The organism is Candidatus Goldiibacteriota bacterium, assembly GCA_016937715.1.
Taxonomy (GTDB): domain Bacteria; phylum Oederibacteriota; class PGYV01; order PGYV01; family PGYV01; genus PGYV01.
In genome coordinates this window covers 25,825-38,631 of record JAFGWA010000050.1, presented here as the reverse complement: position 1 = coordinate 38,631, position 12,807 = coordinate 25,825, and the positions used below count along the sequence as shown (strand labels likewise).

Below are 12,807 nucleotides of genomic sequence, written 5' to 3'. Positions count from 1 at the left end.
CAATCAGGTTGATTAGGCTTTAAACAAAAACTGATAACGCCCCCTAATCCGCAAAATAGAAATGTCCTGTTATTTCGGCATGCCGCCTAATTTTTACAAGTAAATTTTATAGTGCCACTGCAAATTTTCATCCTGAAAAATTATGCTCTGGTAGTCGCGGGTCTTCAGCCCGCGGTCTTTGATTTGTCTTTTGTAATTGTTTTTACCAAGCCTCCAAACATCCAAGCGTCCAACCATCTGCTTCACCATCCATCGTTTCTTCAAAATAATTACTTGACAAAATAATTACAAAGATATATATTTGTATTGGGTCCTGATCATTACGAACATAGCTTAATGATGCAGGGGGACAGAAGGGAGAAAAAAATGGTGGCAAAGGAAAGAATTTTTGGGAGAATCTGGGAGGATAACAGGTTTCAAAGCCTGTTTGTGTGTTCATGCGGGAAAAGGGAGTGGATAATTGAGACCGAAGAAGACCCAAAAAAAATTAAATGTAATATATGCGAAAACACACACTACCTGAAAAAAAGTAAAACCGGTCGTTACATGGTATTGGAAAATGAGTAAAAGTTTCTAATATCCCGCCCGGGAGAACGGCTAAAATTTACGGTTTTTATACATGATGTTATTTTTTTCAACCCGTGGTTTTTGATTTGTATTTTGTAACTGTCTTTATCAAGCCTCCAAACATCCAAGCGTTCAAGCATCTGTTTTAATATCCTTCCGTCCATCTGTGCATCTGTCCCTCCGTCCCTCGGTTTTTTATTGCAACGTTTACGGCGCGGGCGCATTGTAATAGAGCGGTTTAAAACTGTTTTTGCGCGAAAACGCCGGAGATGAAAAATGAACCTTAAACTGATTAAAAAATCCATAATATCCATTCTGTTAATACTTTGCGTATTGCCTGTTTTTGCCTCTGAAATCAGCGGTAAAATCCGCCTTAATTCCGTGGGGTTTAAGCCGGAAATGGCAAAGTTTGCCACTGTCGCGGGTAAGTGCGGTGAATTTACTGTAAAGTCTGCCGCGGATAATAAAGCGGTATATAATGGAAAGGTATTAAAGTCTGTGTTTGACAAAGAAACTGGGGAGGATTTATGCACCATTGATTTTTCCGGTCTTACAACCCCGGGTACATATTATATAGAAGCCGCGCATGCGGGCAGGTCGTGTAATTTTGTAATTTCTGAAAATGTTTATGATTCAGTTTTTTATACGTTAGTAATGGGAATGTACCTTTGGAGATGCGGCACCGCTGTAAGTGCCGTACATAATGGCAATACTTTTAGCGCCGAAGAGTGCCATACAGATGACGCTTATCTTGATTATGTGGGCGGCACAGGCAGAAAAGACGGCACAGGCGGCTGGCACGACGCGGGCGATTACGGGAAATATACGGTCAACGCCGGCATCACAGTAGGGCTTATGTTAAAAGCGTGGGAGCAGTACGGCGATATTATAAAAAGGATAAAACTTGATATTCCCGAATCGGGCGGCGCAATACCGGATTACCTGGCGGAGATAAAATATGAAACAGACTGGCTTTTAAAAATGCAGGCGGATGACGGCAGCGTTTATCATAAAATTTCAACATTATCATTTCCCGGCGCGGTAATGCCGGACAGGGACAGGGCGCGCAGGTATTTTGTGCCGTGGTCAAGCGCGGCTACCGCGGACTTTGCCGCTGTGCTTGCTGCTATGGCAAAAAATTTAAAACCTTATGATTCATCCGCGGCAGAGAATTATATTTTAGCCGCGGAAAACGCGGCGCGTTTTTTAAAGGCAAATCCGGACAACCATAAATCCGACCAGAAAGATTTTTCCACCGGCGCTTATGACACGGGCGACAGCGATGACAGGCTGTGGATGTACGCGGAGCTGTGGGACGCGACAGGAAAATCAGAATATTTAAAAGAGTTTGAAAAAGCCGCGGCGCAGTATCCTTCCAAGTTTGACACAGACTGGGACTGGCCAAATGTAAAAAATCTTGGAATGGTTACCTACTTATTTTCAAAACGTGAAGGTAAAAATAATACCCTTATTGATGACATGAAAAAGCAGTTAATCGCCTGTGCCGATTCTATTACAAAAACCGCGTCTGAAAACCCGTACGCAAGGGGGCTTGGCACGTCCTATTACTGGGGATGCAACGGCAGCGTGGCAAGGCAGCCTTTAATACTGCGGTCAGCCAATTTAATAAAACCCGATGAAGCGTATTTAAAAACCGCCGCGGACGCCGCGGCGCACATATTTGGAAGAAACTATTACGGCAGGTCGTATGTGACCGGAATAGGGCACAATCCTCCTTTGGACCCGCACGACAGAAGATCCATGGCCGATAATCAGAAAGAGCCATGGCCGGGATATCTTGTCGGCGGCGGCCACGACGCAAAAGGGTGGAAAGATGAATACGGAAGTTTTGCGACAAATGAAATTGCCATAAACTGGAACGCGTCTTTAATATACGCGCTTGCGGGATTGTTATATGACGGCCCGGAATATACTCCCACTGCCACAATAACAGGGACGCCTCCCACGGCAACTGCCACATTCACGCCGGTGCCGAAAGATTTAATTTATGACGGCGACACAAAAGGCAAAAGGATAAAAGACGGAACAGAGGGGCAGCCGGAAGGCGTGATGGATTTTAACGGAGGGGTAAAAGGCAGGGCGTTAAGGATGCACTTTTTGGGAAATAATACAGAGATACAGAAAATATGGCGGTTAAAAAAACCCGCTGACCCGCAGGGTTATAACTACATTGAATTTGATATAAAAACTGTAAAAGGCGTTATGCCTGAATTGTATTTTGGTTTAAGCATGGGCGCTTCCGGCGATATGATGCTTAACGTCAATGATTATTCGGAAAAACCTGTTTCAGAAAAATGGACAAAAGCAAGGTTTCCGGTACAGGATATGATGGTTTCAGGTGATAAATTCATAAGCGAACTTATGTGGATAGGGATAGCGGATAAGGTGACAATTATTCTTTTGGATAATATCAAACTTGTCAACTACACCCCGCCTACACCCACAATATCGCAGACGCATTCTGTTACGCCGTATGTTACGGCCACTCCCACATCCACAATTACGCCCACAGGTACTGTAACGCCGTTTGTCACATCCACTCCCACAGAGACAACAACTCCCACGTGCACGGCTTCGCCCACGATTACAATTACTTTTACGGTAACACCTGAAACAGGGGTAAAAATACTTATAGATAATTCATCCAATCCGGGCTCTAAAAACCTTCTTGGATACATCTGGTACACCTATGATGATAAAAGTAATAACGGCACGTCAGAAATCTGGCCAAAGCCCGGCAGTAATTTTGAAAAAAGCGGCAGCGGAAAAGATAATAAAGGCAAAGCCGTTGTCATGAAAGGAAAGGTCACCACAATGTTTCAGTGGGGATACATAGGGATGGGGACAAAATTATCCGCGGACGGGCAGACAATAAATTTAACAAAGTGCGGCGGAGTGCGTTTCTGGCATAAAGGCGACGGCAAAAAATACAGGGTAAAATTAATCTCCACACACCCGGACTTTAAACAGGGCGAAGGCGATAATCATTTGGGCGTGGAATTTGAAACAAGCGGCGAATGGCAGCTTTTTGACATGTCCATTTACTCTTTTGTGAAAGAGCCTTACTGGGGCTCGTTTGTAGAACCGGATGACGCCCTTTCAATGATAAAGGACATCCAGTGGCAGACAAGGGAACAGCCCCACCAGAGCGTGGAACTGATGATAGATGGGGTGGAAATTTACGGCTGCGAAAAATAAGTAAGACGCGTTTTTTAGATTTATGTTTTGATTTGTATTAAACGCCCTGTCTGGGGTCTGACCCCAGACAGGGCGTTTAAATAATATCTGCAGTGGTAGACGCGGGTCTTCAGCCCGCGGTAGTTGAAGTTGTTTTGTAAGAAGGTTAATAAAGATAGAACGCAAAAAACCGCGGGCTAAAGACCCGCGTCTACTAATGCAAAACACATCCGTCCCTCATATAAATCCATTTAAAACTAAATCTGTTATAATTTGTTGATTTTTAGTTATTTTCTGTTAAATTTAGTTAAGAATGAAAAGTAAAAGAGCGGCAGGCAAGGATAATTAAAAGGAGGCAGTAAAAATGGGCGTGAAAATGTCTTCATTTACAATCCAGATGGACAGCGAAATTAAAAACGAATTAAGGGAATTCTGCGACAAAGAAGGGTATAAATTGAATAAATTTATTGAAAAAGCCGTAAAGAATGAATTAACCAGGAGGCAGATTCAGAGTGATTACCTTACATACGCTAATTACATGGCAAACGAGAAAGCAACCGCCGTCAATCTGGATGAATTCGCGGAAAGTATAGGGGTTAAAACAAAAAAAGCGCATAAGGGTAAAAACTAAATGACATCAGTAAATTTTATGCCCAAATCCTCCGTCAAAAACCGGCTATACAAAAAGTATTATATTGTTTATAATTATTTTGAGGGAAAAAAAATCGGGAGGGTACCATGAAGAAATCCGTAATTGTTTTAATGCTGTCTGTTTTTGTTTTTATGTTTGCGGGGTGCGCGGAGCTGGAAAAGTACATTGTTAAATCCAACTACAACGCGCAGGAAGCCGAAGGCCAGATTGTAATGACGGCGGGTTATACGGAAGCGTATTATGCGGCAAGAAAGTGCCTTTTGGATGACGGTTTAAAGATAGTAAGGAATTCAACTAATCTTCCCGTTATTCTTGTCGGCGAATCTTACAAGATGAGAAGCGAAGGTGACAGGCTTACAAATACCCTGTTTTCAAACATGCTTGGCGGAAAAAAAGCGACTGAAAGTGTTGTTGAAAAAGAGGTAAAAACCAGGCAGTTTATTATCAAGGCAAGGTATGATGAAAACTGGAAGATAGTTGAAGGAAAAATAGGCGTTATTTATACCGGTAATATAACGGGCGTCAACGGGCAGGGCAAAGCGGTAAAAACAATAGAAGCAAGCGTTTCTGAAGATGAAAAACAGAGGGCGATGGCAAAACTTAAAAATTTAATTGATGTATATACAAAAGACAGCAGCAAAATGGGGCAGTAAGAACCTTTAAATCACATCCAAAAAACCGCGGGAGTAATCCCGCGGTTTTTTTAATTTTCAAATAAAAATATTGACTTCCATAAAATACTCCTGTATAACTATATTACCAAATGTTCATATAGTAATACAGGAGGGAAATAATGGTAAAAATATTCAAAGCTTACGCGGATGAAACAAGGCTTAAAATTGTCAAGCTTCTGCTCTCCAAGAACGCGAAAGGCGGGCTGTGCGTCTGCCAGATATTAAACGCCCTTAACATGAAGCAGGCCGCGGTGTCAAAAGCCCTTAATGTTTTAAAAAACGCGGGTGTTGTCACTGATACAAAAAAGGGGCTGTGGGTTTACTACTCGGTTAATAACAATCCAAAAACCAAAGGGATAAATAACATCATAAAAAAAGAACTTGCCGCCGATACTGACGCCCAAAAAACCGCCGGCTCCATAAAATCCCCGCAGGTGTGCTGCGGGATAAAGAGGTGAAATGATGGAAGAAAAAATAAAACTTTCTTTTGTAGACAGGTATCTGACCTTATGGATATTTCTTGCAATAGCCGCGGGTATTGTTCTGGGTTTTGTCTGGCCGCAGGCTTCCGAATTTATATCCTCAATGCAGATAGGCTCCACTTCAATCCCTATAGCGATAGGGCTTATTCTTATGATGTATCCGCCCCTTGCAAAAGTTAAATATGAAAAGATGGGTAAAGTGTTCAGCAATAAGAAGCTGCTGGCTTTTTCCCTTGTGCAGAACTGGGTTGTAGGGCCTTTGGTGATGTTTGGCCTTGCGGTGCTTTTCCTGCGCGACCATCCCGAATACATGATAGGCGTAATTCTTGTAGGCCTTGCGCGCTGCATTGCCATGGTTATAGTTTGGAACGACCTTGCCCGCGGCGACAGGGAGCTTGGAATAGGGCTGGTGGCTTTTAACGCGCTGGCGCAGGTGCTTTTTTACGCGGTATACATCTGGTTTTTTATCTCTTTCCTGCTTCCGTTATTCGGTCTGACAAAAGGGCTTGAAATAAATATATCCATGTGGGAATCCGCTAAAGTTGTGCTTGTATATCTTGGAATCCCGTTTTTTGCGGGTATTATGACAAGGTATCTGCTGCTGCGCTTAAAAGGCGAACAATGGTATGAAGAAAAATTCATACCAAAGATAAGCCCTGTAACTCTGGCGGCGCTGCTTTTTACAATAGTAGTGATGTTTTCAATGAAAGGCGAATACATAGTAAAACAGCCGCTGGATGTTTTTATTGTGGCGGTTCCGATGATAATATATTTTCTTATTATGTGGTTTGGCACCTTTATAATTTCAAAAAAACTGGGCGCCACATACAAACAGACCGTGGCTGTATCCTTTACTGCCGCAAGCAATGATTTTGAACTTGCAATTGCCGTGGCTATAGGGCTTTTTGGCATAAGTTCACACCAGGCTTTTGCCACGATAATAGGGCCGCTTGTGGAAGTTCCCGTGCTTGTGCTTCTTGTAAACGCGGCGTTTAAATTAAAGAGAGGTTTTAATGAAAAATAATCCCGCGAAGGATAATTCAAAAGCCAAACAGCCGTGCTGCGGCGGGATAAATACACAGATTCAGTATGAAGAGCCTGAATCAGACGGCACGGTAACATCAGGCGGCCTTGAAATACCAAGGGTGAACACCCGGTGGGGCTCCGCGGAGCGTATGGGCGAGGCTATGGTAAGGCTTGGTTTTAAACGCATGGGCTATGCGGTTGAGCCCGGCGTTTACGCTGTCAACACGCCGGATGAAAATTCACCTGTGTTTGTTTCCGCGAATTACAAACTGTCATTTGATGTATTAAAAAGGGAGCTTAAAGGTATTAATAGCTGGATACTTGCGGTTGACACCAAAGGAGTTAATGTGTGGTGTTCCGCGGGTAAAGGCACTTTCAGCGCCGAAGAAGTGTCCAAGGAGATATTAAGGTCTAATCTTGGACGGCTTGTTAAACATGATACGGTAATATTACCGCAGCTGTCAGCGCCGGGAGTGGCCGCTCATAAGGTAAAAGAGCTTTGCGGATACAAGGCTGTATTTGGGCCGGTGGAAGCGTATGACATAAAATATTTTCTTGATAACAATATGAAAACGGATGAGAAAATGAGGGAAGTAAGTTTTAATGCCGGCCGCAGGCTTGAAGTTTCGTGGCTGGAGCTGATACTGGCAATGGACAAATTGTTCTGGCCCATGATAGCGGTAATAGTTTTATCAGGAATAGGAAGCAGGGGATTTGTGCTGTATGACGCTGTATACCGAGGCATGTTTTATCTGTACGCCGCATTGACAGGAATGATTTCAGGTTCTGTTTTATTTTCGTTATTATTACCGGTGCTTCCGGGCAGGTATTTTTCAGTTAAAGGCCTTTACGCCGGAATTACAGGCGCGGTATTTTTTGTTTTGTTTTCCGGCGTGTTAAGCGGTCCGTATATGGCGCTGCACCTTCCCGCGGCGGTATTAATAATAACCGCGGTTTCATCCTTTGCCGCCATGAACTATACAGGGTGTTCAACATTTACGTCCATTTCCGGCGTTAAAACTGAAGTGAAAAATTCCATTCCGTTTATCATAGCCGGCGGTGTAATATCGCTGCTGCTTATAATTACGGAGATGATAATAAGGGTGACGGCATGAAACTAAGATATCTGGATGAAGCGGTCTCGCTGGTTTACAATCCGGACAAGTGCACCGGCTGTACAATGTGCGTAAAGGTGTGCCCGCGCGCTGTGTTTAAAATGGACGGCAATAAAGCCGCGCTTGCGGATAAAGGCGCGTGCATTGAATGCGGGGCGTGCGCGTTAAACTGCAGGTTTAACGCCATAACCGTTGAAACCGGCCCCGGCTGCGCCGCCGCCATTCTTTCATCGGGCAAAAATAACGGCGCGTGCTGCTGCTGAAAATACGGGCTGACTTTTATTTTTTTTAATTTATTATATGCACCAAAGCGCATAAAAGCATATCAGGAGATTTTTATGAGTGAATTAAAAAAGTTTTTGTATATTTTATCCGGTTTTCTTATTTTCTATTTTGTACCTGTGGATTCTGCAGTTATTAAGAACGCCGTCATGGAAGCGCTGTACATGACGCAGGATTACGCAAGGCAGCATGTGTTATTATGCCTTGTTCCGGCGTTTTTAATAGCAGGCGCCATAGCTGTATTTATAAAGAGCAGCGCTGTTTTAAAATACCTTGGGGCAAAAGCCAATAAAGTAATCGCGTACATGGTGGCGTCTGTTTCGGGCAGCGTGCTTGCTGTATGTTCCTGCACTGTTCTGCCTTTATTCGCGGGCATATACAAAAGGGGCGCGGGCATAGGGCCGGCTTCGGCTTTTCTTTACTCCGGCCCGGCTATTAATGTGCTGGCAATGATAATGACAGCAAGGGTGCTTGGACTGGAACTGGGAATAGCGCGTGTTGCAGGGGCTGTGGGGTTCTCCGTAATAATCGGGCTCTTAATGGAATTAATATTTAAAAAAGAAGAAGAAAAGCGTATGGAAGAATTTACCGCGCAGGAAGATACAGATAAGGGCAGGCCTGCCTGGAAACTTATTTCATATTTTTTTGTAATGACAGCAATACTTGTATTTTTAAACTGGGGAAAAGACGAATCAATGGCTGTATGGAACATGATATATAAAGCCAAATGGATAGTTTCCGGCGGTCTGATGGTGGTTCTGGCGTTTATGGTGTTTGGCTGGTTCAATAACGAAGAGAAAAAAGAATGGATGAAAGAATCGTGGGGGTTTGCGGTGCAGATACTTCCGCTTTTATTTATCGGCGTTCTTGCCGCGGGATTCCTTCTGGGGAGGCCCGGCCACGAGGCTCTTATCCCGTCAAAGTGGATAGTGTCGCTTGTGGGCGGCAACAGCATAGGCGCGAACTTATTCGCGTCAGTTGCTGGCGCGTTAATGTATTTTGCAACGCTTACTGAAGTTCCGATATTGCAGGGCTTAATAGGCGCGGGAATGGGCAAAGGCCCGGCGCTTGCCCTTCTTCTTGCAGGCCCTGCTTTAAGCCTGCCAAGCATGATTGTAATAAACAGTGTTATGGGATTTAAAAAAACAACTGTATATGTGGGGCTTGTTATAGTGATGTCAGCTGTAACAGGTATGCTGTACGGGTTTTTATTTTAAAGGAGGTATTTTTTATGAGCGGTTGCTGCGGCGGAGCAGAAAAGAATATTATTTGCGCGTGTTCAGGCGCGGCTGATGTGGGTTTTATCAGTGATAGGACGGCAAGGATGCTGTCTGTGGCAGGGCATGGAGGAATGTACTGCCTGGCAGGAGCCGGCGCGGATATTGAAAGCTTTGTTAAAGGCGCGAAAGAAGCTGACAGGGTTATTGTTATAGACGGCTGTCCTGTAAAATGCTCTCAGAAAATAATGGACAGGCACGGGGTCAAATCAGAGTCTTATGTGGTTACTTCTTTTGGTTTTGAAAAAGGGGAAACAGGAATGTCGGATGATACTGTAAAAGAAGCGTTTATGAAAATTCAGAAAGCTGTAAATAATAACACTCCGGGCAATTCCGCTTCTATTGACAAAAAAGGCTCCTGCGGGTGCGGCGGCAGCTGCTGTTGAACGGTGTTGTAAAAACGGCGGCGGTAAGATAAAAAAATAAACCCGCGAAAAGGCAAGGGCGTTGTTTCATGCCGGCCGGGCGGTTAATGGAGGTAATAATATGCAAGTAGCGGTACTGGGAACAGGATGCCCAAAGTGCATTAAGACAGAAGAGGTTGTAAGAAAAGTCGTGGCGGATAATAAAATTGACGCGGAAGTGATAAAGGTAAAAGATATAAGCGAGATTATGAAATATAACGTTATGATGACGCCGGCGGTGGCGGTTGACGGCAAAGTGGTGATTGCGGGTAAAGTTCCCACAGAAGCTGAAATTAAAAAAGCCCTTGGGCTTTAAGGAGAAAAAAATGAAAAAAGCAGCTGTTGTAATTTTAATGTTTATGTTTGCGGTTTCGGTTTACGCGGGAAGCAGGCCTAAAGCTGTTGGTACAGATAAGGTTGAACCCAAGGAAACTGAAGCTGCGGTTAAAGCCGCACCGGCAAACCCGGTATCAAAAGTAAAAGTCACATTTATTGAACTTGGCTCTGTTAAATGCGTACCGTGCAAGATGATGGTGCCGGTAATGGAAGAAATAGAGAAGAAATACGGAAAAGATGTAAAGGTGGTGTTTCATGATGTGTGGACGCCCGCGGGCGAGCCGTACGCGAAGCAGTACGGCATACGGGGAATTCCCACGCAGATATTCCTGGATGAAAACGGGAAAGAATTTCACAGGCACACGGGCTTTTATCCCCTGGAACAGATACTGCCTGTATTAAAACAGGGAGGCGTAAAAGTTGATTAGAAAAATCGCGTTAATTATAACGGCCGCTTTATTTGCCGGATGCGCTTCTGTAAAAACCGGGACAGTTGTGCTGGCGGTTGATTCCAGCGCGTGCACGTGCGTTAAAAACAGGTGTGTGAATATGGAAACGGAAATGAAAAAATTTATGGCAGTTAATAATTATCAGGGCGTTATCGTCCTTGATGTCTATGATAAAGCAAAAAACAGTGAAACGGTTAAAGTAATGGATAAATATAAGATGGGATATTTCCCCTATCTGGTATTTACGGATAAAACAGGCGCGGTGATATACAGCGCAAGCGCTTCTGAATTCAACAAAGGCGCGCTTAATGAAGTGATAAAAAAGGCAATTGCCGCGGAGGAAGTAAAATGATTCAGGAACTGTTTTCATCGCTGACCCTTGCGCTTGATAAAGCGCCGGCAATCGCGCTTACAGCTTCTTTTATCTGGGGGATACTAAGCATACTTTTAAGCCCGTGCCACCTTGCAAGCATCCCTCTTATAGTGGGTTTTGTAGGGTCACAGGGCGATAAAATTACGGTCAAGAAGGCGTTCTTTCTTTCTTTTTTATTCTCTATGGGTATTCTTATAACTATCGCGGTAATCGGGGTTATAACCGGGCTTATGGGGAAAATGCTTGGAAATACCGGAGTGTGGGGAAATGTTTTTGTTGCCGTTGTATTTATTATTGTGGGGCTTTATCTGCTTGAAATAATTTCATTTCCTTTCCTGAACAATATAAGCCAGCCTAAGTTTGAAAAAAGGGGATACATTGCCGCTTTTATTTTAGGATTGGTTTTTGGAGTGGCGCTTGGTCCCTGCACGTTTGCCTATATGGCGCCGATGCTGGCAGTGGCGTTTAATGAGGCTTCAAAAAATCTTTTGTACTCTGTAAGCCTTGTCACGCTTTACGCCGCGGGACACTGCGGTGTAATAGTCCTTGCCGGAACATTCACGGAACTTGTGGAAAAATATCTGCGCTGGGGCAAAAAATCAAAAGCGGTTATTTTTATTAAAAAAGTGTGCGGAGTTCTTGTGATTGCGGCTGCCATATACCTTTTATATGGCGCGTTCTTTTAACTGAAAATTAACAATAAGTTCATTAACGCTTAACGGCCCTGATAGAAAATAATATAAAATTAAATTTAAAGCAGGAGGAAATTATGGAAAAAGTGCTTTTTATCTGTATCCACAACAGCGCGCGTTCGCAGATGGCAGAGGCTTATTTGAATAAATTCGGAGGGGAAAAGTTCACGGCTGAAAGCGCGGGGCTGGAACCGGGCGTTTTAAATCCCCTTGTTGTAAAAGTTATGGCGGAAGACGGCATAGACATATCCGGCAATAAAACCAAAAGCGTGTTTGATTTTTATAAACAGGGAAAATTATTCTCCTATGTTGTGGCTGTGTGCGACGCGGAAGCCGCGGAGCGCTGCCCGATATTCCCGGGAACAGGCGAAAAACTGCACTGGCCGTTTAATGACCCGTCAAAAGCCGAAGGTACTGAAGAAGAAAAACTGGCTAAAATCCGGGATATTCGCGATTCAATAAAATCTGAAGTATTAAAGTTTATAAACGATTACAGCGAATAGTTGTATGGTTTGATTTGCCGGATTCGGGCTTTACAGGGTTTGGGTATATTTTTTCAGCACGCGCCGCAAATTGGTATGTTTGCATCCAAATAAACCCGGAATCAACAGGCATGTTAATTCATTGGCAATCGGGAATTCGCGGTACATACGAATTTGCCGCCGCTGCATTAAACCGCCACTGGCGCATATATACTGTGCTTGTGCGGCACGTTCTGAAAAAACATACCCAATCCCTGTTTTGTTTCTGTTCATACAATTTTCCAATTTCGAATTTTCAATATTGGTTTTATTTTTGCCTTTACTTCCGTCCCTCCGTCCCTCTGTGCATCCGTCCCTCGGTTTGTTTTCCTTTCCGGCTTTACTTGCCTTATTTTTAGGTTATAATATGTTAAGGCAAAAAACAGGAGAAGATATGTTTGACGTAAAATTTATGGATTATAAAGGCAAAAGGATACTTTATCATGATATGAAAGACTGCGATGCATCTGAATTCGCGGAGATGCTTAATAAATCCATGGATCTTGTGTCCAAAGAACCGCCTCATTCCATTTTATCCATAGCTGTAGGCGGGGAAAATACCCCGATATTTACCGACCATGAAATGTTTATAAATTATCTGAAAGAAAACACCCCTTTTATAAAAGCTTCCGCGGTCGCGTGCCTTCCTGAAATCAAGATGAAGATGCTTCAGTCTGTCATGGCAAAGTCTGAAAGAAAACTTCAGCTGTTTAAAACTGAAGAAGAAGCTTTTGAATGGCTTATGTCTTTTACGTAAAA

The 12,807-nt window shown here is 43.5% G+C and carries 17 protein-coding genes; 16 read left to right on the top strand and 1 reads right to left on the bottom strand.

Annotated elements, in window-relative coordinates:
- Positions 1-339 precede the first annotated feature (339 nt).
- The 15 genes from JXR81_05575 (at position 340) to JXR81_05505 (ending at position 12,030) form a co-directional block, all read left to right on the top strand.
- Positions 340-567, top strand: coding sequence for a hypothetical protein (locus JXR81_05575; GenBank protein ID MBN2754322.1), 228 nt, complete (start codon positions 340-342; stop codon positions 565-567).
- Between the two features lie 276 nt (positions 568-843).
- Positions 844-3,786, top strand: coding sequence for a glycoside hydrolase family 9 protein (locus JXR81_05570; protein ID MBN2754321.1), 2,943 nt, complete (start codon positions 844-846; stop codon positions 3,784-3,786).
- Between the two features lie 343 nt (positions 3,787-4,129).
- Complete coding sequence (locus JXR81_05565) at positions 4,130-4,396, top strand: hypothetical protein (GenBank protein MBN2754320.1); 267 nt, start codon at positions 4,130-4,132, stop codon at positions 4,394-4,396.
- A gap of 107 nt (positions 4,397-4,503) precedes the next feature.
- Positions 4,504-5,070: a hypothetical protein gene (locus JXR81_05560; GenBank protein ID MBN2754319.1), complete on the top strand. Its 567-nt coding sequence runs from the start codon at positions 4,504-4,506 to the stop codon at positions 5,068-5,070.
- Positions 5,071-5,210: 140 nt separating this feature from the next.
- On the top strand, positions 5,211-5,549 hold the full coding sequence (locus JXR81_05555) for a winged helix-turn-helix transcriptional regulator (protein ID MBN2754318.1): 339 nt from the start codon (positions 5,211-5,213) through the stop codon (positions 5,547-5,549).
- A gap of 1 nt (position 5,550) precedes the next feature.
- Positions 5,551-6,597: an ACR3 family arsenite efflux transporter gene (arsB, locus tag JXR81_05550; GenBank protein MBN2754317.1), complete on the top strand. Its 1,047-nt coding sequence runs from the start codon at positions 5,551-5,553 to the stop codon at positions 6,595-6,597.
- Positions 6,587-7,714, top strand: a complete 1,128-nt coding sequence (locus tag JXR81_05545) for an acetyl-CoA synthase subunit gamma (GenBank protein ID MBN2754316.1) — start codon at positions 6,587-6,589, stop codon at positions 7,712-7,714. The genes arsB and JXR81_05545 overlap by 11 nt, the downstream gene beginning before the upstream one ends.
- Entirely contained in the window at positions 7,711-7,977 is a 267-nt protein-coding gene (locus tag JXR81_05540; GenBank protein ID MBN2754315.1) for a 4Fe-4S binding protein, read from the top strand. Before JXR81_05545 ends, JXR81_05540 begins: the two co-directional genes overlap by 4 nt.
- A gap of 75 nt (positions 7,978-8,052) precedes the next feature.
- Positions 8,053-9,213 carry a permease gene (locus JXR81_05535; protein ID MBN2754314.1) on the top strand — a complete coding sequence of 387 codons (1,161 nt, stop codon included), beginning with the start codon at positions 8,053-8,055 and terminating at the stop codon, positions 9,211-9,213.
- A gap of 14 nt (positions 9,214-9,227) precedes the next feature.
- Entirely contained in the window at positions 9,228-9,659 is a 432-nt protein-coding gene (locus tag JXR81_05530; GenBank protein MBN2754313.1) for a putative zinc-binding protein, read from the top strand.
- Positions 9,660-9,759: 100 nt separating this feature from the next.
- Entirely contained in the window at positions 9,760-9,993 is a 234-nt protein-coding gene (locus tag JXR81_05525; GenBank protein ID MBN2754312.1) for a TM0996/MTH895 family glutaredoxin-like protein, read from the top strand.
- Positions 9,994-10,036: 43 nt separating this feature from the next.
- A complete protein-coding gene (locus JXR81_05520; GenBank protein MBN2754311.1) occupies positions 10,037-10,441 on the top strand; it encodes a thioredoxin family protein in 405 nt (134 codons plus the stop codon).
- Complete coding sequence (locus JXR81_05515; protein ID MBN2754310.1) at positions 10,434-10,814, top strand: hypothetical protein; 381 nt, start codon at positions 10,434-10,436, stop codon at positions 10,812-10,814. Before JXR81_05520 ends, JXR81_05515 begins: the two co-directional genes overlap by 8 nt.
- On the top strand, positions 10,811-11,521 hold the full coding sequence (locus JXR81_05510) for a cytochrome C biogenesis protein (protein ID MBN2754309.1): 711 nt from the start codon (positions 10,811-10,813) through the stop codon (positions 11,519-11,521). The genes JXR81_05515 and JXR81_05510 overlap by 4 nt, the downstream gene beginning before the upstream one ends.
- An 83-nt stretch (positions 11,522-11,604) precedes the next feature.
- Positions 11,605-12,030, top strand: coding sequence for an arsenate reductase ArsC (locus JXR81_05505; protein ID MBN2754308.1), 426 nt, complete (start codon positions 11,605-11,607; stop codon positions 12,028-12,030).
- A gap of 30 nt (positions 12,031-12,060) precedes the next feature.
- Here the strand turns inward: JXR81_05505 and JXR81_05500 are convergent, their stop codons facing one another.
- Entirely contained in the window at positions 12,061-12,282 is a 222-nt protein-coding gene (locus JXR81_05500; protein ID MBN2754307.1) for a hypothetical protein, read from the bottom strand.
- A 160-nt stretch (positions 12,283-12,442) separates the two neighbouring features.
- Here JXR81_05500 and JXR81_05495 point away from each other — a divergent pair, with 160 nt between their 5' ends.
- Positions 12,443-12,805 carry a hypothetical protein gene (locus tag JXR81_05495; protein MBN2754306.1) on the top strand — a complete coding sequence of 121 codons (363 nt, stop codon included), beginning with the start codon at positions 12,443-12,445 and terminating at the stop codon, positions 12,803-12,805.
- Positions 12,806-12,807 lie beyond the last annotated feature (2 nt).

Coding starts and splice junctions, on each gene's coding strand:
- JXR81_05575 (MBN2754322.1), top strand. CDS start 340: ATGCAGGGGGACAGAAGGGAGAAAAAAATGGTGGCAAAGGAAAGAATT.
- JXR81_05570 (MBN2754321.1), top strand. CDS start 844: ATGAACCTTAAACTGATTAAAAAATCCATAATATCCATTCTGTTAATA.
- JXR81_05565 (MBN2754320.1), top strand. CDS start 4,130: ATGGGCGTGAAAATGTCTTCATTTACAATCCAGATGGACAGCGAAATT.
- JXR81_05560 (MBN2754319.1), top strand. CDS start 4,504: ATGAAGAAATCCGTAATTGTTTTAATGCTGTCTGTTTTTGTTTTTATG.
- JXR81_05555 (MBN2754318.1), top strand. CDS start 5,211: ATGGTAAAAATATTCAAAGCTTACGCGGATGAAACAAGGCTTAAAATT.
- arsB (MBN2754317.1), top strand. CDS start 5,551: ATGATGGAAGAAAAAATAAAACTTTCTTTTGTAGACAGGTATCTGACC.
- JXR81_05545 (MBN2754316.1), top strand. CDS start 6,587: ATGAAAAATAATCCCGCGAAGGATAATTCAAAAGCCAAACAGCCGTGC.
- JXR81_05540 (MBN2754315.1), top strand. CDS start 7,711: ATGAAACTAAGATATCTGGATGAAGCGGTCTCGCTGGTTTACAATCCG.
- JXR81_05535 (MBN2754314.1), top strand. CDS start 8,053: ATGAGTGAATTAAAAAAGTTTTTGTATATTTTATCCGGTTTTCTTATT.
- JXR81_05530 (MBN2754313.1), top strand. CDS start 9,228: ATGAGCGGTTGCTGCGGCGGAGCAGAAAAGAATATTATTTGCGCGTGT.
- JXR81_05525 (MBN2754312.1), top strand. CDS start 9,760: ATGCAAGTAGCGGTACTGGGAACAGGATGCCCAAAGTGCATTAAGACA.
- JXR81_05520 (MBN2754311.1), top strand. CDS start 10,037: ATGTTTGCGGTTTCGGTTTACGCGGGAAGCAGGCCTAAAGCTGTTGGT.
- JXR81_05510 (MBN2754309.1), top strand. CDS start 10,811: ATGATTCAGGAACTGTTTTCATCGCTGACCCTTGCGCTTGATAAAGCG.
- JXR81_05505 (MBN2754308.1), top strand. CDS start 11,605: ATGGAAAAAGTGCTTTTTATCTGTATCCACAACAGCGCGCGTTCGCAG.
- JXR81_05500 (MBN2754307.1), bottom strand. CDS start 12,282: ATGAACAGAAACAAAACAGGGATTGGGTATGTTTTTTCAGAACGTGCC.
- JXR81_05495 (MBN2754306.1), top strand. CDS start 12,443: ATGTTTGACGTAAAATTTATGGATTATAAAGGCAAAAGGATACTTTAT.